General features: G+C 36.3%; 12 protein-coding genes. 8 read left to right on the top strand and 4 right to left on the bottom strand.

Translation table 11 applies throughout. The features are described from left to right. Positions 1-92: 92 nt before the first annotated feature. The 7 genes from L1S34_RS13425 (at position 93) to bioB (ending at position 7,778) form a co-directional block, all read left to right on the top strand. Positions 93-1,034: a ribose-phosphate pyrophosphokinase gene (locus tag L1S34_RS13425; protein WP_086453166.1), complete on the top strand. Its 942-nt coding sequence runs from the start codon at positions 93-95 to the stop codon at positions 1,032-1,034. A 127-nt stretch (positions 1,035-1,161) separates the two neighbouring features. Then, positions 1,162-1,773, top strand: a complete 612-nt coding sequence (locus tag L1S34_RS13420; RefSeq protein WP_166132472.1) for a 50S ribosomal protein L25/general stress protein Ctc — start codon at positions 1,162-1,164, stop codon at positions 1,771-1,773. Positions 1,774-2,058: 285 nt separating this feature from the next. After that, positions 2,059-2,685 (top strand): aminoacyl-tRNA hydrolase, encoded by a 627-nt coding sequence (gene pth, locus L1S34_RS13415; RefSeq protein WP_236364421.1) that lies wholly within the window; start codon positions 2,059-2,061, stop codon positions 2,683-2,685. A gap of 155 nt (positions 2,686-2,840) precedes the next feature. Continuing rightward, complete coding sequence (locus L1S34_RS13410) at positions 2,841-4,886, top strand: M43 family zinc metalloprotease (RefSeq protein WP_236364419.1); 2,046 nt, start codon at positions 2,841-2,843, stop codon at positions 4,884-4,886. Between the two features lie 101 nt (positions 4,887-4,987). Further along, positions 4,988-5,917: a bifunctional riboflavin kinase/FAD synthetase gene (locus tag L1S34_RS13405; RefSeq protein ID WP_236364417.1), complete on the top strand. Its 930-nt coding sequence runs from the start codon at positions 4,988-4,990 to the stop codon at positions 5,915-5,917. Between the two features lie 94 nt (positions 5,918-6,011). Continuing rightward, positions 6,012-6,467: a hypothetical protein gene (locus L1S34_RS13400; RefSeq protein WP_166132476.1), complete on the top strand. Its 456-nt coding sequence runs from the start codon at positions 6,012-6,014 to the stop codon at positions 6,465-6,467. Positions 6,468-6,692: 225 nt separating this feature from the next. Next, complete coding sequence (gene bioB / locus L1S34_RS13395; RefSeq protein ID WP_236364416.1) at positions 6,693-7,778, top strand: biotin synthase BioB; 1,086 nt, start codon at positions 6,693-6,695, stop codon at positions 7,776-7,778. A 56-nt stretch (positions 7,779-7,834) separates the two neighbouring features. On the opposite strand, the gene L1S34_RS13390 is transcribed toward bioB, so the two are convergent. From L1S34_RS13390 to L1S34_RS13380, 3 genes are all read right to left on the bottom strand, one after another. Beyond that, complete coding sequence (locus tag L1S34_RS13390) at positions 7,835-11,692, bottom strand: calcium-binding protein (protein ID WP_236364415.1); 3,858 nt, start codon at positions 11,690-11,692, stop codon at positions 7,835-7,837. A gap of 194 nt (positions 11,693-11,886) precedes the next feature. Beyond that, positions 11,887-15,312 carry a GEVED domain-containing protein gene (locus tag L1S34_RS13385; RefSeq protein WP_236364414.1) on the bottom strand — a complete coding sequence of 1,142 codons (3,426 nt, stop codon included), beginning with the start codon at positions 15,310-15,312 and terminating at the stop codon, positions 11,887-11,889. 535 nt (positions 15,313-15,847) lie between these two features. Continuing rightward, positions 15,848-19,327, bottom strand: coding sequence for a hypothetical protein (locus L1S34_RS13380; protein WP_236364413.1), 3,480 nt, complete (start codon positions 19,325-19,327; stop codon positions 15,848-15,850). Positions 19,328-19,663: 336 nt separating this feature from the next. Here L1S34_RS13380 and L1S34_RS13375 point away from each other — a divergent pair, with 336 nt between their 5' ends. After that, positions 19,664-20,134: a regulatory protein RecX gene (locus tag L1S34_RS13375; protein ID WP_236364412.1), complete on the top strand. Its 471-nt coding sequence runs from the start codon at positions 19,664-19,666 to the stop codon at positions 20,132-20,134. Here the strand turns inward: L1S34_RS13375 and L1S34_RS13370 are convergent. Continuing rightward, on the bottom strand, positions 20,120-21,283 hold the full coding sequence (locus L1S34_RS13370) for a beta-ketoacyl synthase N-terminal-like domain-containing protein (protein ID WP_236364411.1): 1,164 nt from the start codon (positions 21,281-21,283) through the stop codon (positions 20,120-20,122). The two genes, L1S34_RS13375 and L1S34_RS13370, sit on opposite strands and share 15 nt — an antisense overlap. Positions 21,284-21,339: the final 56 nt, after the last annotated feature.

The raw sequence follows: 21,339 nt of genomic DNA, 5'->3' as shown, positions 1-21,339 counted from the left end.
TAACTACAACCGAGGTAAATACATAAAAAGAAGCCAAAATACAGTTTGGATTTTTTGAAACAATTTTAACTTCGGGATAAAACAACAACTAAATGTCACACCTAGAACCAGAAGCTAAAATATTTGCTTGTTCGCAAAGTGTTTATCTTGCTGAGAAAATAGCAAAAGAATACGGAATTCCTTTAGGGAAAATCACCATGTCAAAATACAGCGACGGTGAATTTCAACCTTCGTACGAAGAGTCAATTAGAGGATTACGCGTATTTATTGTTTGCTCTACTTTTCCAACAGCAGATAATTTAATGGAATTGTTACTAATGATTGATGCTGCAAAAAGAGCTTCAGCCAGACACATAACTGCTGTAATTCCTTATTTTGGATGGGCAAGACAAGATAGAAAAGACAAGCCTAGAGTTCCGATTGGAGCTAAGTTAGTAGCTAATTTATTAGATGCTGCAGGCGCAACAAGAGTAATGACCATGGATTTGCACGCTGATCAAATTCAAGGGTTTTTTGAAAAACCAGTAGATCACCTTTTTGCATCTACTATCTTTTTACCATACGTAAAAAGCTTAGGCCTTGACAATTTAACAATTGCTTCGCCTGATATGGGTGGTTCAAAAAGAGCTTATGCCTATTCTAAATTTTTAGAATCGGATGTAGTAATTTGTTACAAACAAAGAAAAGCTGCCAACGTGATTGACACAATGGAACTAATCGGAGAAGTTAAAGGTCGCAACGTTATTCTTGTAGATGATATGATTGATACTGGAGGCACTTTGGCGAAAGCCGCCGATTTAATGATTGAAAAAGGAGCTTTGAGCGTACGTGCTATTTGTACACACGCCATTTTATCTGGTGATGCTTATGAGAAAATTGAAAACTCTAAGTTGAGCGAATTAATAGTTACCGATTCTATTCCGTTAAAGAAAGAGTCAAACAAAATAAGAGTGTTGAGCTGTGCTCCACTTTTTGCCGAAGTAATGCACATGGTACACCACAACAATTCGATTAGCGGAAAGTTTATCATGTAATTTTTAGTCCCTAGTGATTAGTACTTAGTAGAGTGGCTATGATCTAGAGTCAAAAACTAAGGACTTAGAACTAACAGCTAAGGACTTAAAAAAAAGAGTTTAATTAATAACTATATAAATATTTAAAATGAAATCGATTACAATTAAAGGATCAGAAAGAGAAAGCGTGGGCAAAGTAGCTACTAAAGCCTTACGTAATGCTGGATTGGTTCCTTGCGTATTATACGGAGGAAGTCAAGCAGTTCATTTCTCAGCAGAAGTAATGGCATTCAAAAACTTGGTTTACACTCCAAACGCGCACACAGTTGTGATCGACCTTGGAAACGGAAAATCATTCAATGCTGTTTTACAAGACATTCAAGTACACCCAGTTTCTGACAAAATTTTACACATTGACTTCTTTCAAATCTTTGATGACAAAGAAATCACTATGGAAGTTCCTGTGAAAATCGTAGGAAAATCTAAAGGTGTTATGGCAGGTGGTGATTTACGTATGAACAACCGTAAATTAAAAGTAAGAGCGCTTCCTAAAGATCTTCCTGATTTTGTTGAGGCTGACATTACTCCACTTGACATGGGTAACAAATTGTACGTTACTAAAGTACCTACACCAAACTTCAAAATCATGCACCCAGACAACACAGTAATTTGTCAAGTGAAGATTTCTCGTGCGGCTATGAAAGCAGCTCAAGAAGCAGCAAAAGCAGCAAAAGCTCCTGCAAAAGGAAAGAAAAAATAATTTTTTTCAATCATACATCAAAGCGTCAGTTGCAAAACTGGCGCTTTTTTTTTCTTTTTAGTTTTGATGTCAATTTTAAGGAGCAGCTAAACTATTTTATTACAGCTATTTTGCCCCGCTTTCCGTTACAATCTTTTTGTCCGCAAAAAAATGCGCACGAAAAGGATTTTCACTCCAATCGGGGCTACTACACACTACTTTTGCATCTCAGACGATTGCCTAAGCAAAGCTTTAAATATCGGCAACAGCATAGCCATTTTATTGAATTAAGCTTACTTTTGCAACATGATACAATGGATTTTAAATCTTTTCTCAACCTCAAAACAAGAGACCAATAGCAATAGCATGAAGAAATTTTTAATAGTAGGACTTGGCAACATCGGTGCCGAATATGTAAACACTAGACACAACATCGGTTTTAAAGTACTTGACTTTTTAGCCAAAAAAGAAGGCATTCAATTCGAAACCGTAAAACTTGGCGCATTAGCAAAATATAGTTTTAAAGGTAGAGCCTTTTTCTTGCTTAAACCCAACACCTATATGAACCTGAGCGGCAAAGCCATCAAATATTGGATGGATCAAGAAAACATTCCGCTGGAAAACATATTAGTCATTACAGACGATTTAAACCTTTCCTTCGGCACTATTCGCATTCGTCAAAAAGGAAGCGATGGCGGACACAACGGTTTAAAAAACACCAATCTAATGCTCAATACGCAACAATACGCTCGTTTTAGATTTGGAATTAGCGACGAATTTAAAAAAGGAAAACAAGTAGATTATGTGCTTGGCGACTGGAACGATGTAGAACAAGCTGCCTTACCGGAACGTTTAGAAGTAGCTAGCGAAATCATAAAATCATTTGGAACAGCTGGTATTGAGATCACTATGACCACCTATAACGGAAAATAAAAGACAGGCAAGCCCTTTTGGGATAAAAAAAATTAGTAATTTTAAAATCTAATTTCATTTTGTACAAATAAAAGAATGGCAAAATAAGTTGACACGCAAGCTAAAACCATGTTAATTTCGTAAATAGTACAACTCACGTCCCAAAAATACCACACATGAAAAAATTTACTTTCCTTTTGTTACTTATTATAGTTGCACATCACTCGAGTTATGCACAATCAAATGTAGAAGTAACTCTTTTTGGTAAAAAAAAGTCCGTACAAGCAGGAAAAGTAATTCGTTGTGCGTCGACAGAATATGAGGAATATTTAAAAGCATCAAACCCACAACGGCTTTCAACAAAAGAATTTGAACAATGGCTTGCGCCAAAAGTACAACTAGAACAAGCAAGAAAGAGAAACTCAAACAAAACAGCACAGACTAGTGCAGTAATTACAATTCCTGTTGTTGTACATGTAATTCATAATGGCGACGCTGTAGGTACCGACGAAAATTTGTTTGCAGAACAAATCAACTCCCAGATTCGCGTACTAAATGAAGATTTTAGAAGAAAAATAAGCACCCCAGGATTCAACACCAATCCAGTAGGCGCTGATATTGAAATTGAATTCGCATTAGCCAAAAGAGATCCTGCTGGAGTTCTATCAAACGGTATCCATAGAGTGAATTTAGGGCAAAGTAGTTGGTCTTTTGATGAAATAGAAAATACTGTAAAACCACAAACCCAATGGAATCCAGATAAATATTTAAATATTTGGGTTTTAAACTTCCAACAAAGTGATTTATTGGGTTATGCGCAATTCCCAAGTTCTTCAGGATTACCTGGATTAAACACTAGTGGCGGCGCTGCAGCTACCGATGGCGTTGTTATTCAATATCAGTTTTTCGGTTCAAAATCATATTTCCCTAGTGGTACTTATGGACCTACATATGACCAAGGCAGAACAGCAACTCATGAAGTAGGGCATTATTTAGGGCTTCGTCATATTTGGGGCGATGCAGCCGATGGTGTTGATGGATGTACTGTTGATGATTTTTGTCAAGACACACCAAATGCCGCAATAGACAATTCTGGCTGTCCAATAAATGTAGATTCTTGCATCAACTCTCCGGGATTAGACATGGTAGAAAACTACATGGATTATACTGATGATATTTGCATGAATATATTTACAGGAGATCAAAAAACAAGAATGATAACTGTAATCAATAACTCCATTCGTAGGGCAAGCCTAAAAACTTCAGACGCGCTTACTCCTGGCGTGATACTAAATCATGATGGTGCAATTGCAATTTCTAACTTAAACATTCAAAAGTGCAGCAACAGTTTTACTCCTGTAATTATTTTAGAAAACAAAGGAAATGCCGCACTAACTGCTGCTACAATTCGTTACAGTATTGACAACACCAATTTACAAACCTTAAATTGGACTGGTAATTTAGACACAAATGCATCTGTAACCTTAACATTAAATACACTAACAACAAATGGTGGAACACATAATTTTAACGCAACAATTTTAAATGTTAATAACACAACAGATCAAAATACTGCTAATAACAGCGCCGACCAAACTTTTAAAATTGACAAAAACATTGCAAGTACCATAGTCAATTTTACCCTACAAAATGATCGATTTGGCTCTGAAACTACTTGGTTACTTACTAATTCAGCAGGTACCATTTTATATCGTGGCGGACCTTACACTGATATTGCAAGAGCACAGCCTCTACCCGCTCCAGTAAAAGAAACATTTGTCTTAGCAAATAATGACTGTTATACTTTTACCATAAATGATGATGCCGCTGACGGGGTGTGTTGCGATTGGGGCGAAGGATCTTACACCTTGGCCACTCCAACCAATGAAGTAATAGTGACTGGTGGCGCTTTTTTAGATACAGAATCAACCAATTTTAGAATAGGAACTCTTGGAACAAATTCAATTGATACACTGCAAAATACTGTGATTTATCCTAATCCAACAACAGATATCCTAAACGTTAGCTTTGACACTAACAGTCTTGATTACCCAACATCATACAACATCATCAATCTTTTAGGGCAAACAATACGAACAAAAACAATAGATGTTAAGCAAGAATTACAAATTAATGTTGCTAACTTAGCACAAGGCATGTACTTTTTACAACTTGTCAAAAACGGATCAAGTAGACAAACCATTCCTTTCGTTAAGAAATAACAATTTATGTACTATTTTATATCAAAGGGCCGAAGTTTTCGGTCCTTTTTTAATTATATCAATTGTATAGCGTAAATTTGCAGCATTATAAAACCCTTGCTTTGAAGATTTTTCATTCTATAAACGACTTTTCGACTACCAAAAAAACGATTTTGACTCTTGGAACTTTTGATGGAGTACACTTAGGCCATAAAAAAATCCTTCATAAACTGACTCAAAATAACGCCAACAAAGAATTTGAAAGTTTGGTACTTACTTTTTTTCCTCACCCGCGAATGGTTTTACAAGAAGGCTCAACGATACAACTTTTAAATACGATTACAGAAAAAGTTGCATTAATCGAAGAATTAGGAATAGAAAACATTGTCATCCATCCTTTTGACGAAGCCTTTTCAAGACTTACCGCCGAAGAATTCGTTAGAGATGTTTTGGTTGACAAATTTCAAATACACAAAATTATAATAGGCTACGATCACCGATTTGGCCGAAATAGAACTGCTGACATCGATGATTTGATTGGTTTTGGACTTGAATACGGGTTTGAAGTGGAACAAATTTCTGTTCAAGAAATTAATGACATCTCTGTAAGCTCAACAAAAATTAGAACAGCTCTACTCGAAGGCAACATGAGCCTAGCCAACAGTTATTTAGGTTACGATTACTTTTTAACAGGCACAGTTATAAAAGGCAAACAATTAGGACGTACAATTGGCTATCCTACAGCCAACTTACAAATACCAGAGAAATTTAAACTCGTACCGCAAAACGGTGTTTATATTGTACAAAGCCAAATACAAAACAAACTTGTGTATGGTATGATGAATATAGGTAACAATCCAACTGTGGGAGGACAGCAACAAACTATTGAAGTTTATTTCCTAGACTTTGAAGCCGATTTGTACCAACAAAAACTTCAGATTTCAATCTTACAACGTATTCGATCCGAGAAAAAATTTGACACCATCGAAGATTTAAAAAATCAGTTGCATAAAGACGAGCAAACTGTTTTAGCATTCATAAACAAAATCTAAGATTTTATACTATCGTTCGATTTTTTTAATTAAATTTGGTATTAACCTCTCTTTATCAAAGAGATACTATTGTCAAACTAAAAAATTTAGCGGTATGAAACTTCCAAAAGAATTAACAAATGGAGTACTTATCATTGTAGGTATTGGACTCTATTTCTTGGCGATGGAACTATTGGGCTTAGCCGATAGTCACATTTTACGTGTATTTAATGTGCTGTTCATTTTTTATGGCACTAATCGAACTCTTCTATCCAACTATGCCGAAGGCAAAACTACCTTAGCTGCAAATGCTGTTTCTGCTTTATTAACCGCTTTAATAGGTGTTTTGTTAAGTATCGTAGCGCTTGTTGGCTATAGTTATGCTAAAGGAGGAGAAGAGTACATTGGTTCTTTATCTAAAACATTTTTATTTGGTGGTGAGCCATCAGTTATGACGTATTCAATTTCTCTTTTGTTCGAAGGAGTTAGTTCTGCAGTAATAGTAACTTTTATGCTTTTACTATATTGGGATGCCCGCTTTACTTCGAATAAAAAAATAGCAAAGACGTAAATCTTCATCAAAAAACTTAATCACCTCGCTACAGCACAAGCCTTAGCGAGGTTTTTTTATATCTATTTCCAGACAAAACATTTCCTGGCTACAAAATTAAAAATAGTCTTTAAAGCAGTGGGATGAATTGAAAAAGGCCTTCAAAGCACTAATTTCATTTCGGCTGTTTAAGATTGGTACTTTAGAACAATTTAACTACTTTTGAGGCATCAAAAATTCGTATCAATGAGCATTACAAAACACAATTGGACTAAAGACGAAATAATCGCCATATATAACAAACCTTTAATGGATTTGCTTTACGAAGCAGCATCTATACATAGACAACACCACGACCCTAACGTAGTACAAGTTTCAACTTTGCTATCAATAAAAACAGGTGGTTGCCCTGAGGATTGTGGCTACTGCCCACAAGCAGCGCGCTATCATACCGATATTGAGGGCAACGATTTAATGTCAGTTTCACAGGTAAAAGCACAAGCTTTGCGCGCAAAATCTGGAGGATCGTCACGTGTATGTATGGGAGCGGCATGGCGTAACGTAAAAGACGGGCCAGAATTTGACCAAGTACTTGAAATGGTGCGTACCATAAATAAACTGGATATGGAAGTTTGTTGCACACTTGGTATGATTACCGAAAACCAAGCACAGCGACTTGCAGAAGCTGGTTTGTATGCATACAATCACAATCTTGACACAAGTGAAGAATATTACAAAGAAGTAATCTCAACACGTGGTTTTGAAGACCGAATTCAAACTATCGAAAACGTTCGTAAAACCAATGTAACTGTTTGCAGTGGAGGAATTATTGGAATGGGCGAAAGCATCGAAGATAGAGCAGGAATGTTAGTTGCTTTGTCTACATTGAATCCACAACCAGAATCAGTGCCAATTAACGCCTTAGTTGCGGTAGAAGGAACTCCGATGGAAGAAGAAAAACCAGTTGAAATTTGGGAAATGATCCGAATGGTAGCTACTACCAGAATTATTATGCCTGAAACACAAGTGCGTTTATCAGCAGGTAGAATGAACATGAGTCGCGAAGGGCAAGCCATGTGCTTTTTTGCTGGAGCTAATTCGATTTTTGCAGGTGACAAATTGTTAACTACGCCAAATCCAGATGTAAATGAAGACATGAAAATGTTTGAAATGCTTGGATTAAATCCTCAAAAACCGTTTACAAAAGTATCGCAACCGCAAACTGTTGAAGCAGAAGATTCACAATTTGCGCCACTTGGCGAAAAACCAAAATGGTCAAGACCAGGTCACACTATTGAACGTAATCTAGAAGCATCTGCTAAAGAAAAATAATAGTTAAATACAAAAATAATTAGCCATCTTGTAATGCACAAGGTGGCTAATTGTTTTTAAGGAAGTATCACTTTTTTAGAAAACACTTCCCCATCTAAACCTTTTACCTTTAAAATAGCAACTTGCTGCAAAATTGGCAATGGCTGAATGCTGTATTGCGTTGTTTGAATGTCTTTTTTATGATATATTTCTTTTCCATCAATGCCATACAACCATAGCTCATCAATAATTTGATTGTGCAAACCAACAGTAATTGTTTTGCTACTTTGAATAACAGTTAGTCCATTTTTTTCCTTTACAAACTCCGAATTACTTAAGTTTTTATCTGTAAATCGAAGCTGAAAACGATCATTAAACAAGCCTTTATCCGAAGTAAATTTATAACCTTCAGTTGCGAGCGGAACAATAGTTTGGTTCACTTTATCTTCAATAAAAATAATTTTGTCCTGCAAAAAGCCATCTGCATGATCTACTTTAAGCACAAATGTGCTTGCCGCAACAGTGCTAAAACCTAGTTTAAAAATATCATTATCATTAAATGGCATTCCATTAGCCTGAATAGTTAGGTTTTTATTCTCATTGATACTATAAAAATCTAAAGCAGTGTTGCCGTTAAAGGAAATTCCATCATAAGCCAAATCAAATTGATTTGTTGCAGCCTCGCTATACCCTACTAAAATTTGTTTGAATACACCTTGTTCATTGGTCAAGTTTAACCACAGCCGATGCTTTTCTGTTCCACCTACTTCCTTGTCTTTTCCATTCTTGATTTTAAAAAAATCTTCATTACCAGAACTTTCGCGCATTGAATTATCAAAAACAGCATTACCTCCACTATTAATTCCTAGCACAAAGAATGATTGTCCAGCTGCTATTTTACCTTTTGGAACTAATGTATTAACTCCCAAATTTAAAGCGGCTGTACCCACACCACCAAACAAGTTGTAGGCAGCATAATCGCCTGAATTGTAGTTATAGTTGGTGATAGCTGTATTGTGTGTCCAAAAATACAATGTGCCTCCAATGATAGTTTTGTTTCGATCTAAAAATAAGTCGGCATTTAAAGTTGATGGATACGGATTACCAATTAAGTTGAAGGTACTGGCTCCAACAATTGGAATATTGTATTGACCATTATTGGGAATACCTGTAAATACTGCTTCGTAAACTGCTGGAACGGTTTCTGAAAAATTTAATGGACTCCGAATGATATACCCTTTTCCGACTGTCATGACTGCATTAGGTAGTTCGCCAACCCACTTATTTAGCACGGAATTGTATGAAAAAAGTCGGTCTTGCGGAGCATTTGGCGATACATCAGCCAATACATGACTGGCAACGGGCGACGACCAATACGTATAATCTGATTTTACAATTGGAGTGGTCTTTCTGTGCATTTTCATTTGCCCAGAATTTACCACATGATTTTCTTCTTGAAAAAGCACACCCGTATTTTCTAAAATTAAAGTACCTGCACCAGAATAGTCAAACATCAAATTTAGGGCTGCTGATGAAGATACCGTCACCGTTGAAATAGGCTTAATGTTACAAGAGCAAGCATTAATTGTATTCGCAATTGTATAATTAGCATTAATAAATAACGATTTTTCTGAAGATGGCGAGCCATTTGACCATGAAAGGCCATCCCATGTTGAGCTATTAGTGCATAACTTTAAGCGTGCAACTCGATGCTTAGTAATTCCCGAAATTGAATTAAAATTACCACCAATTATCAATTTGTTATTGATGGTTATTGCCATTGCAAACAAAGTATTATTAAGTACAGCCGAAAATGTAGGATCAATTTGTCCGTTACTTAAAGTTCTTATGAGACGTTTAACACTTAAACCATTGTACGTACCAGCAAATGTGCCACCTATAAGCAATCTGTCGTCTGGCTGAACTACAATTGCCCTTACATCGCCTGTGCTAAAACCAGACCCCATATTAAAACTACTATCAAAAGTACCGTTAGATTCCAATCGAACTATCCTTTTTGCTGCATTCCCATTGTAATTAGAAAAGCTACCTCCTAAAAGTATTTTTCCATCAGATTGAAAAGCAATGGCATAAACAGTTTTATCCAATCCCAAACCCAATACAAAACTTGAATCTAAGCTGCCATCAGGCAAAAGACGAGCAACACGAGCTTGTGCCGTACCATTAAAATTAGAAAACTGACCACCCAAAAGCAACTTCCCATCAGACTGAATAATGACAGTTTCTACAATGGCATCAGCTCCTAGACCAACATTGAAGGTTGGATCTAAAGAGCCATCATTAAGTAACCGAACTACTCTATTTATTGGGATGCTATTGTATGACGTAAAATTTCCAACTACGATCATCTTACCATCAGCTTGCAAGGCCAAATCATACACTTGATTATTAAAACCGCTTCCTGTACCAAAACTTATATCTACATTTCCGTCAGCAATTATTCGAACAATTCTACCACAAGTTGTTCCATTGTATGTAGTAAAAGCACCTGCAAATACTATTTTTTGATCTGTTTGCACAACGGCTGTTTTAATGGTATTATTTGCACCTGATCCCAAAAGATTAAACGAGGGATCTACAGCGCCTGAGGGCAACAAACGAGTGATTTTCGAACATAGAAAACCATTGAACTTTGAAAAATTTCCAAAAACTAAAGCGGTATTATCTGCCAACGGTATAAGCCCTAAAACCGAATTATCAAACCCTACACCTGCCGTTAGGTAAGCAATGTCTAGTGCACCATTAGTGTCAAATCGAGCCAATCGTCCTTGATTTTGCGAATCGAAAACTGAAAAAGAACCACCAGCATAAAAATTTCCAAAACTATCCTCAGCGAAACTGTAAATAGATCCCGATGCCGGACCTACTCCAAGATCAAAATTACTTGCTACAGTTCCATTTGCAATCAACAATACAATTCGATTCACATCAACAGCGTTATAAGTACTAGAAAATGATCCGCCCACAAAAATGGAGCCTGAAGTATTTACTCGAACCGATTCAACTACCCCATTGGCAAAACCTGTACCTGATAGAAAACTTGCATCGATAGAGCCATCTGTATTTAGTCGAATAATTTTTTGTGCCGTAGCAGCATTATAAGCTAAAAAACTTCCTCCAACGATAATTTTACCATCTGCTTGAATTGCTAAAGCGGAAACAGAATTATCAAAACCAGAACCTTGTATGAATGAAGGATCTACAACTCCTGTTGAATTTAAGCGAATAATTCTACCGCAAGGAGTTCCATTATAAGAAACGAATGATCCTGCAAGTATTATTTTCCCATCCGTTTGTAATTGCACCTCTTCAACCAAAGAGCTAGCTCCAACCGAAGTAACAAAAGTAAGATCTAAACCGCCGGTTGGTAAAATTCTCGCTACTCTATTGGCTGTAACTCCATCATATTTAGTAAAGCTTCCTACAATAATAATTCGGCCGTCCGCTTGCTCTGCCATATTGTAAATAATACCACTACTAGCCGCTACGGTGGTATTAAAAGTAAGGTCTAAACTGCCGTCGCTATTAAGTCGAATTAATCTATTAGCTGGCAAACCGTTGAATGCAGTAAATGATCCACCCAATATAATTTTTCCACTAGCTAGTAACAAAATACTATAGACTTTTCCATTTAGACCCAAACCCGTATTAAATGTTGGGTCCTTGGAGCCATCAGGTAATAAACGACAAATTTGAGGCGTAGATGCACCGTTGAAATTTAAAAAATCTCCACCAACCAACATCTTACCATCCGGCTGCAAAACAGTTGTTCGAACTATACCATCAAAACCATCTCCAAGCAAACCATCATCATAGGTATTAAATGTAGAATCAGAAATTCCTTGCTGCGCAAAACTCACTTTAAAAAATAGTGAAGCAATTAAAATAAAACAGAAAAGTAGAATTTTTTTCAAAGGATTAACATTTTAATTTTACAAAAAACATGTATTAATCTGCCATACAAATCAATACAATATAAAATTAATCACATTGGAACTTTTACACAATACCCACATTTAGTGATATTTACAAAAAATTAATTTATTTTTTAACATAAAAAAAGCCCATTCAAATTAGAATGGGCTTTGTTAAATAAAGTATTTTTATTTTACTTAAATATTGTTTTTGTAGTGTACAATGTGCCGTCTTCAAGAACAGTCTTTACAATTAAAACTTGATCGCTCGAAGGAAGGTTTTCGATAACCAATTCTTTATTAGCTATGTCTTTTTTGAAGTAAATTTGCTTCCCTAAGATGGAATAAATAACAACCGAATTGATGTCTTCTTTGCCAGCAGTTACTTTTAATTGCTTATTTTTTACAGTTACTAGCACAGTATTAAAATCAGTAATTACATCTTCTACACCAAGAGTCTTATCCGTGTAACGCAAAACAAAACGATCATTAAAAGTTCCTTTTGTAGTTTGAAAACTATAAGGAGACGTTTTTAGATTATGAATCGTATTGGTGTTTTTGTCTTCTAAAAAGACATTTTGAGTGGTAAATAATCCATCCAAATTATCAATGCTAATTGAAAATTCACCATCAATGGTAGAGCTGTAACCTAATGGAACCAAATCGTTTTGCTCAAACGGAAGTGCACGACCTTGAATTACGTAGTTAGTAGATTTGTTTACGCTATAAAAATTAATAATCGCATTGGCATTAAAACTTGGTCCATCAAAAGCAGCATCAAAATCATTAGTAGCACCATCTATGTACCCAACTAAAGTTTGCTTAAAAGCATTTTGTTTGTTGGTCAAGTTCAACCAAATTCTGCTTCTGTCAACTACTGCACTAACTTTTTCAGTTTCTTTAGTTCTAAAAAACTGAGAATTGTTCAAGTAACCAGTACCAATACGCATATCATTATTAAAAGTAACAGGGGTTCCAGCAGCAGCGATACTTGTAGTGAAAAACGATTGACCAGCAGCGATCATTCCATTCGGAATATTAGGGTTGCTAAGCAACTTATCTGGATCACTTATAGCTACTGTTCCAACTCCTCCTGTACGGTTAAAACTAGCATAATCGTCCTGAATATAAACCAAATCTCCTGAACCTTCATTCAAAGTTCCAACTTTATTACGAATTTCTGTATTATGTGTCCAAAAATAAATGGTGCCACCTAAAACTGTTGAATTTGCATTTAAAAATTTAATAGCATCGATTGCGGAAGGATACGGATTCCCGATCAAATTAAAGGTCCCTGGTCCTCCAACTGCTATTGTTTTTACTCCATTGTTGGGTGCTCCAGAAAATGTAGCTACGAATGTTGAAGATGGTGGATTAAGTCCAGGAAAAAACTCTGGAGCTCTAATAATATACCCCTTTGCTACATCCATTATTTTAGTTGACGGTGTTTCTACAAACCATGTACCTCCCGGTACAAAAGACCAAAAACGTCCCAAATTTGTATTTGGAGAAACAGCCAATAAGTTTTGCCCTATTACCGGACTTGACCAATAGGTGTAATCCGATGCTTTACGCACAACAGACGTTATTCTTTTATAATTAATAACACCACTATTTACCGCAGCATCATTAACTTGAACCAAACTAGAGGCATTTTCGAAAGTGATGGATCCTAAAGGATTAACTGTAAGTTGATTTTGCAATTTCAGCGTCACTCCTGGATTAACGATCACATTTGTATTAGGACTAATTGTACAAGAGCAAAGTTCCGTATTTGCAGTTAGTAAAATAGGTGACGCATTACCAGCTGTAATTGTACCTATTTTGTTTACACCAGTTCCCGAATTCCAACCTACACCGTTGAAAGTAGTAGTTTCTAAACTGTTAACAACTACAGGAGCAGATAGAGTATTGCAAGTACCATTAGACACTGAAAAAGTATAGGTAGTGCCCTGAACCAAACCACCAATTGTTGCAGTAGTTCCCGTTCCTGTTAAATTAGTTAATCCACCGGTATCAGGATTAGCAATAATTGTTCTCGAACCAGCAGGCAAACCACTAAGCTGTACACTTCCAGTTGGAACCGCACAAGTAGGTTGGGTAACTGTGCCTAAAGTTAGCGTTATAGGAGGAAGTATATTTATAAGATTTGAGATATTTCCACTCGATAAAGTCGTACTACAAGAACCGGAAGCCAAATTACTTATGGTAATTGTTGTAGCATTATTAGCTAACATTATCCCAAGATCGGCAGTAAATTGTCCCGTTCCTGCCGTCGTTACGGTCATTGGAGCAGTGTAGCTGATAGCGTTTGAGTTAATACTTAAACTATAAGTAACCGTATAAGAACCAATAGGTAAACTTGCTGCTGAGCCGTTAAGTGTTACCAACGAAGTTTTATTTGTTGTACATGCTGTTGAAACAGCTGAAACATTAGTCAAACTATAAATAGGACAAGGCGCAGTAACTGTAATATTGTAATCTTCGGCTTGACCATAGAAAGCACCCGTAAAACAGGGGTTAATTGTATTAAAATTAAAAACTTTTATGACCCTCATCCTCGTTGTGCCAAGAACAGCTGTTGCAGGAACCGTCACATTTCCTATTAGTATTTTGGCATCAACTCCTGTAGAGTTTGTTATTGTACCTATGTCTGTTATTTCATTTGCGTTATTTCCAAAAACACCATTTTGATCCCAGTCGATATAAACTTTATAAAAATCTGTATAATTTCCAGCTGTATTTCCTTTCACAGAAATAGCATTAATTGCTGAGCCCTGAACAACAGAACCTGTATTACAAAATATTTCTAAACTGGAACCTCCTAATGTATTTGAAGTAGTATTATTTATTCCTGCGAAAGTTACATTTGTAATAGGATCAACACGTGTATCAAAACTCGGAGTGCAATAACCTGAACTCGCACTTATGTAAGTAATTACAACTCTACCATTACCACCTCCTCCACTATTATTTCCATCTCGACCTCTCTCACCACCACCACCACCAGGGACAACACCTACTGAACCACTACCATTGGTTCCACCACCATTACCACCATTACCACCACCATTAGTTCCCGTACCACCATTTGCTCCTGTGCCGGTGGTAGTATTACCACCATTTGCTCCATTATTTATTCTTCCAGCACCAGCGCCACCTCCAGCGCCACCATTACCTGTACTTGTTCCTCCATCACCACCACTAAATGTTATATCACCCACACTCGATGATCCTTGTCCACCTCGTCCTGCATTATTACCGCCGTTTCCACCATTGCCCCCCCGGGCAATAACTAAAGTACCAAAAGTTGAGTCACCACCGTTAGCACCTGTCCCTGCTGCACCGCCTTGACCAATTGTAACAGCAAACGAATTTCCTTCACTAACATTCAGAGTACTTTGGGCAAAAGCTCCACCTCCTCCTCCTCGTGATTGGTTTCTATCGCCTCCACCTCCAGCTCCCCATACTTGTACCGTAATAGAAGTTACACCACAAGGAACTGTAAATGTCCCTGAAGAGTTAAACGTTTGTATACTTTGTCCAAAAGAAAATAAAGAGACAAAGAAAAAGAATGCTATTAAGTAGCTATTAGTGATCGAAAAGTATTTTTTTTCCATGAAAATAAATTTTAGAGTCAAACAAATTACTTCAACTTTACTTACAAATTAATAATTAATCGGGATTACTTCAAAATATAGTTGTTTATCAACACGTAAACTCGTTGAATGACTTTTTTTCATGCAATTACCTAGCATTTCAACCATTATTTCAAAATCTACTTAATGGTCAAAATTGAACGGACTTTTAAATTTCTGTTTCACTTAATTTTTACTTGAAATAGATAGCTTCGAAATTAAAAATGTTAATATTAAAGCTTCAACAAAATTAAAAAAAAACATAAAACCTTATAAATCAACTAATAATTTACAAAGAAAATATTTAATAATATGAAAACAAAATTCCTTAACAAAAATATAATAATACAGTAAATTCGTCCTTTTTAGAAAATCATAATAGTTATAACGTAGTTATATATCCGAAAATAATTGCTGTTTAGATTTAAAAAAAGGTGAATGGCAATTAAGATATCAAACTAAATAAGAAGCCCATTCAATATAGAATGGGCTTCTTGTAGACTAATAGTATTTTTAATTATTTGAATATTGTTTTTGTAGTATGTAGTGTATCATTTACTAAAATAGTTTTTACAATTAAAACTTGGTCACTTGCAGGAAGAGTGTCAATAATCAATTCTTTTTTAGCAATAGCTTCTTGGAAATAAATTTGTTTTCCTAAAACGGTATAAATAGCAACCGATTTAATATCTCCAAGGCCAGAAATCACTTTTAATTGTTTATTTTTTGTTGTAACAACCACATCATTACTATTTGTAATTACATCCTCTATAACTTGATTTTTATCCGTATAACGTAGTACAAATCGATCATTGAATGTTCCCTTTGTAGTTTGAAAACTATAAGGAGCTATTTTTAAATCGTGCATCGTGTTAGTAGATTTATCTTCCAGAAACACGCTTTGTTTGGTAAATAGTCCGTCAACTGTGTCAATGCTTATCGTAAATTCACCTTCAACAGAAGAACTGTAACCTAGCGGTACCAGATCGCTCGGTACAAATGGAAGTGCTCTACCTTGAATTGCATAATTTATAGCATTATTTATACTATAAAAGTTAATTATCGCGTTCGCATTAAAACTTACACCATCAAATGCCTTGTCAAAGTCATTGGTAGCGCCTTCAATGTATCCAACAAGCATTTGTTTAAAAGCTCTTTTTTTGTTTCCTAAATTCAACCAAATTCTATTTTTCTCAGGTTCTATAGTCACTTTTTCAGAAGCCTTGGTTCTAAAAAACTGTGAATTGTTTAAGTTTGATGCACCAAGACGCATATCATTGTTAAAAGTAACAAGAGTTCCAGCAGGAGCAATACTTGTTGTAAAAAACGATTGTCCTGCAGCAATCATTCCATTAGGAATATTAGGATTGGTTGGCGACTTATTCGGATCACTTGAAGCAGCTGTACCAACACCTCCGGTACGGTTAAAACTGGCATAATCATCCTGGATGTATACTAAATCTCCAGTTCCTTCATTTGTGGCTCCAACTTTATTACGGATTTCAGTATTATGTGTCCAAAAATAAATGGTACCTCCCAATACGGTTGAATTTGCATTTAAAAATTTTACGGCATCAATTGCAGAAGGATAAGGATTACCTAAAAGATTATATGTCCCTGAAGCTCCAACAGCGATTGTTTTTACTCCATTATTCGGTTCTCCAATGAACGTAGCCTCGAAAATTGATGAAAAAAATGGGTACGCAGCATAGTAAGAATCTGGTGCTCTAATAATAAATCCTTTTCCTATATCCATTGTTTTAATTGATGGTGTTTCTACAAACCAAGTTGCTGCCGGATTAAATGACCAAAACTTACCAGTATTTGTATTAGGTGACAGGTTCAATAAATTCTGCATTGACACAGGACTTGACCAATAGGTATAATCTGAACCAATACGAACAACAGTTGTTTGACGTTTATAGCTTATGGTACCACTATTAATTGCAGCATCATTAACTTGAACCAAACTAGAGTTATTTTGAAAAGTAATAGAACCAGTACTATTTACTTCTAGTTGATTTTGCAATTTCAATGTTATTCCAGAATTAACGATCAAATTAGTATTCGCACTAACGGTACAGGAGCAAAGCTCGGTATCGGCACTGAGAGAAATTGGTGACGCACTGCTTGCCGTTACAACTCCTATTTTTGCTAAAGTTGGAGCGCTAGACCAATTGGAGCCATCAAAAGTGGTAGTTATTAAATTGTTGATAGGCACAATAGCAGTTTGTACAGAACTACAAGTACCATTAGAAACAGAGAAAGTATAGTTTGTTCCTTGTGCTAATCCTCCAATTGTAGTCGTACTACCAGATCCTGTTAAACCTGTAATTCCAGACGTAGTAGGACTTGCTGTAATAGTCCAAGTTCCTGCAGATGGCAAACCACTCAAGGCTATACTGCCGGTTGGAACAGCACAAGTGGGTTGAGTAACTGTACCAAGAGTTGGTGTTGCCGGCAAAGGATTGACCGTAATATTAAAACTAGAATTACCACTGGTTGCACATCCGTTCACTGACGCCACTCTTAAAATTCCATTTGTTGCAGAGGCATTAAAAGCCACCGAAACAGACAAACCATCTGCTGCAGGTGTTATAGTCCATCCGGTTCCAGTATTTGTCCAACTATAGGTTACAGCATTAGGAACCGCTGCTATACTGTAGGTTGCCACACTAGCCCTACATTGACTTGTCCCTCCAGAAATTGGACCTGGAACAGCTGCGGCACCTCCACTAGTAGTAACAGTAACAACACTTGAATTAAATTCACATGTCCCAGGTATTAAAGCTGAAGGCTTGAAAACACGTCTAAAATAGCGCACGTTGTTTGGGGCACCAGCAACCACTGTCACTGCTGGAGCTAGATAATTGGCTGCAGTTGCTCCTACAATATCAGTGAATAAAACATTGTTTGTAGATATTTGCCATTGGTACAAAGAGTTAGTGCCACCATTTGTACCTCCTGTGCAAGAACCAAGAACAGAACCTGTTATGTTTGTTGTTAATCCTGAACACAATCTGACATTTGAGGCGCTTGTTATTGCATTGCCTGAACCATCAAAAGTCGCTAGACTGAAAGTCAAGTTATTTCCCCCTCCATTTTCATAATAATCCAATACAATATCACTATTACCTGTCAGTCTTATAAGATTGTCGCAATAGGATGTCGTGCCCTGATCAACCCAACGGTCAAAAACTAAGACCCCATCAACATACACTCGTATTCCATCATCTCCACTAACATTCAAAGTATAGCATCCCGCAGGTCTTGTTGATCTCATTCTATACCTTACAGCAAAAGATTCTGTGTAAATCTCAGCTCTTTTTACACTATTGCTAAAAACATCAAAACATGCTGTATTTCCCCCAAAAGTCGTAGTAAAACCCTCTGTGGCCACTGTATAATTACCCACATAATTTGCATTGAGAAACGGAGAAGTAGTTGAAGAAATTGGATTTGGTGAAGGAAATCCACCAGGTCTAGTTCCTCCTCCATAATTATAAACATGACCTACCCAAGTATTTACACCGAAAGCCGATTGACTATCTAAAGTATTACCAACTGACAGTAGATTCATCGTTATCACGCCCCCAGCTGTATTATCATTAATGCAATTACGAGACAAAAGAACTTTTATTTGACCTGAAAGCGGAGCAGTCCAACTGTTAATAATGGCTCCAGCTGCACCAGATGCGAAACTCCCTGCTCCAAAACTTGAATTATCGGCTGCATTCAGCAGTGTAAGACTCTCTGTATCCGCGGTAAAAACATTTCCCACAGAAAAACTATACGAAAATCCTTGTACAACATTCAAAAGCACAAATTGACCTGCCCTTACAGCAGCGCTTGAAATAGTATTTGTAGTTCCGGGAGTATTAACACAAAAAGTAGAAGTGCCTACCGAGGTAAGAGGTGACCCAGTGTAAGTACATTGCGCCTTCATAGACATAAAAGTCATTAAAAGTAGTATAGCAAAATATAAAGTTTTTTTCATTTTCATTATTTTAAAAACAACAATGTCTTGAGGTCATTTATCCTAGCTAATAAACTAACAATCAATAAGTAGCGCAAGTTAGTTAAAGTTCTATAAATGTTAAAAAAATTCAACCTAAAAATTAAAAATTTGCTCCAATTTATTGCAAAAATTTAAAAACTTTAACTAGAAAAATTATTTATTCTATATGCAACCCTAAGATAAGAACATTTTTACTTTTATTTACTTAACAACGGCGAAGTTTTTAACTATAATTTTTATATTGAAAAATTCATCATTTCACCAAAAAGATTAAACGTATTTTTGCCATGCAAAAAACACCAATTTTACGTATTGATGAAAGAAATCTATTCGATAAAAGAAGCCATCAAAAAAGCAGAGCATTACTGCGCTTACCAAGATCGTTGCCATGATGAAATGATGAGCAAACTGCGCAGTATGAAAATATCAAATGATGAGATAGATGAAATTATCGCTCATTTAATTCAAGAAAATTTTTTAAATGAAGAGCGTTTTGCTTGCAGTTTTGCACGAGGCAAACACAGAATTAAATCTTGGGGAAAAATCAGAATTACAAATGAGCTCAAGTTCCGAAATATCAATCAACGACTGATTACAAGAGCGCTACAAGAAATTACAAACGAAGAATATTTAGAGACTTTTCATAAAACTGCCGACCGAGTTTGGGAAAACAGTACCGAAAGAAACACCCTCAAAAAAAGAAAAAAGTTTTGTGATTACTTACTCCGCAAAGGATTTGAGAGCCAATTAGTTTACGAAAAAGTGAAAGATTTAGAGGCTCAATAACACACTAACCGCATTGCCACCGAAACCAACTGCGTTCACCAACACTTTTCGAATTGGTTTTTTGGACTGCTGCGCTTCCGCAAAAGGTACGCCGATAAACGTATTGTGCTGCATCATAAGGATAGCCAATTCCATACTCAAAATTCCAGAAGCGCCAAAAGTGTGACCTATTTTCCATTTATTGGTAGTCAACAGCGGTAAATCGGTACCGAAAAGTTTCTGAATGGCTTTGTATTCAGTCAAATCGCCTTTTATGGTTCCGGGCGCGTGCATTACAATTACATCCACATCAGTGAGAGCCGTATTTTGCAAAGCCATTTGCATTGATTTTTGAAAACAAATCGCCTCTGTTGATATTGAAATATTATGTTCAAGTAACTCAGTAGCATAGCCAATTCCTTCAATGTAGGCCAATGCATTTGGCGCTTTTCCCGCTTCAAGACAACAAACTGCGGCTCCTTCACCAAGCACCATCGTATTTTTTTTCTTCTCGAAATCTAAAGCACGATTGGGCCATAATTGAACTTCAGATTCTGTTTGAGAATAGATTTTTAACGCTCGCATTTGAGCAATCGTAAAATCAGTCAAAGGCGCCTCGCTGCCACCTACCAAAAACTTATCAATCATACCAGATTGCAACCAAACATAACCATTTAAAACTGCATGTAGCGCTGTAGAACAAGTAATAGAATGTGAAATTTCTGGACCCGAACTTTGTAAATCATGCGCTACCCAAGAGGCAATATTTCCTAGAGTAGTAGTAGGCGAAGCCAAAGTTTGCGCTTTACCAGATTGAATATAATCCAGATGATGTTTTTCGAATAATTCTGTCGCTCCACGTGAAGAACCTAAGTTGATCCCAAACACGTCTGACTTATCCCAACCCGCTTTTACAACAGCGTTACGGGCAGCAATCATCGCATACAGAACAGACTTGTCGAGGAATTTGTATTTAGAATCTTCTTTACGCAATGCTTCAACCAAAGCTGCTTCTTTTTCATTTAAAGAAGCTACAAATGTTAGTGCATTATCATACGATTGCTTTGTAAAACAATGTTTATCTTGCAAATACATTTCCCAAACCGCCTTAGCGTTGCTACCTAGAGGCGAAATTGAGGCTATTGAAGTGATGGAGATAATTTTCGACAAGACTATTTTTGATTTAAGGAATGCTAAAAAATTGAAAATGCTCCAGTAATTCACTT

Origin of the sequence: Flavobacterium sp. K77, assembly GCF_021608205.1 — a bacterium.
Lineage (GTDB): Bacteria > Bacteroidota > Bacteroidia > Flavobacteriales > Flavobacteriaceae > Flavobacterium > Flavobacterium turcicum.
This window is presented reverse-complemented; position numbering and strand designations above follow the sequence as displayed.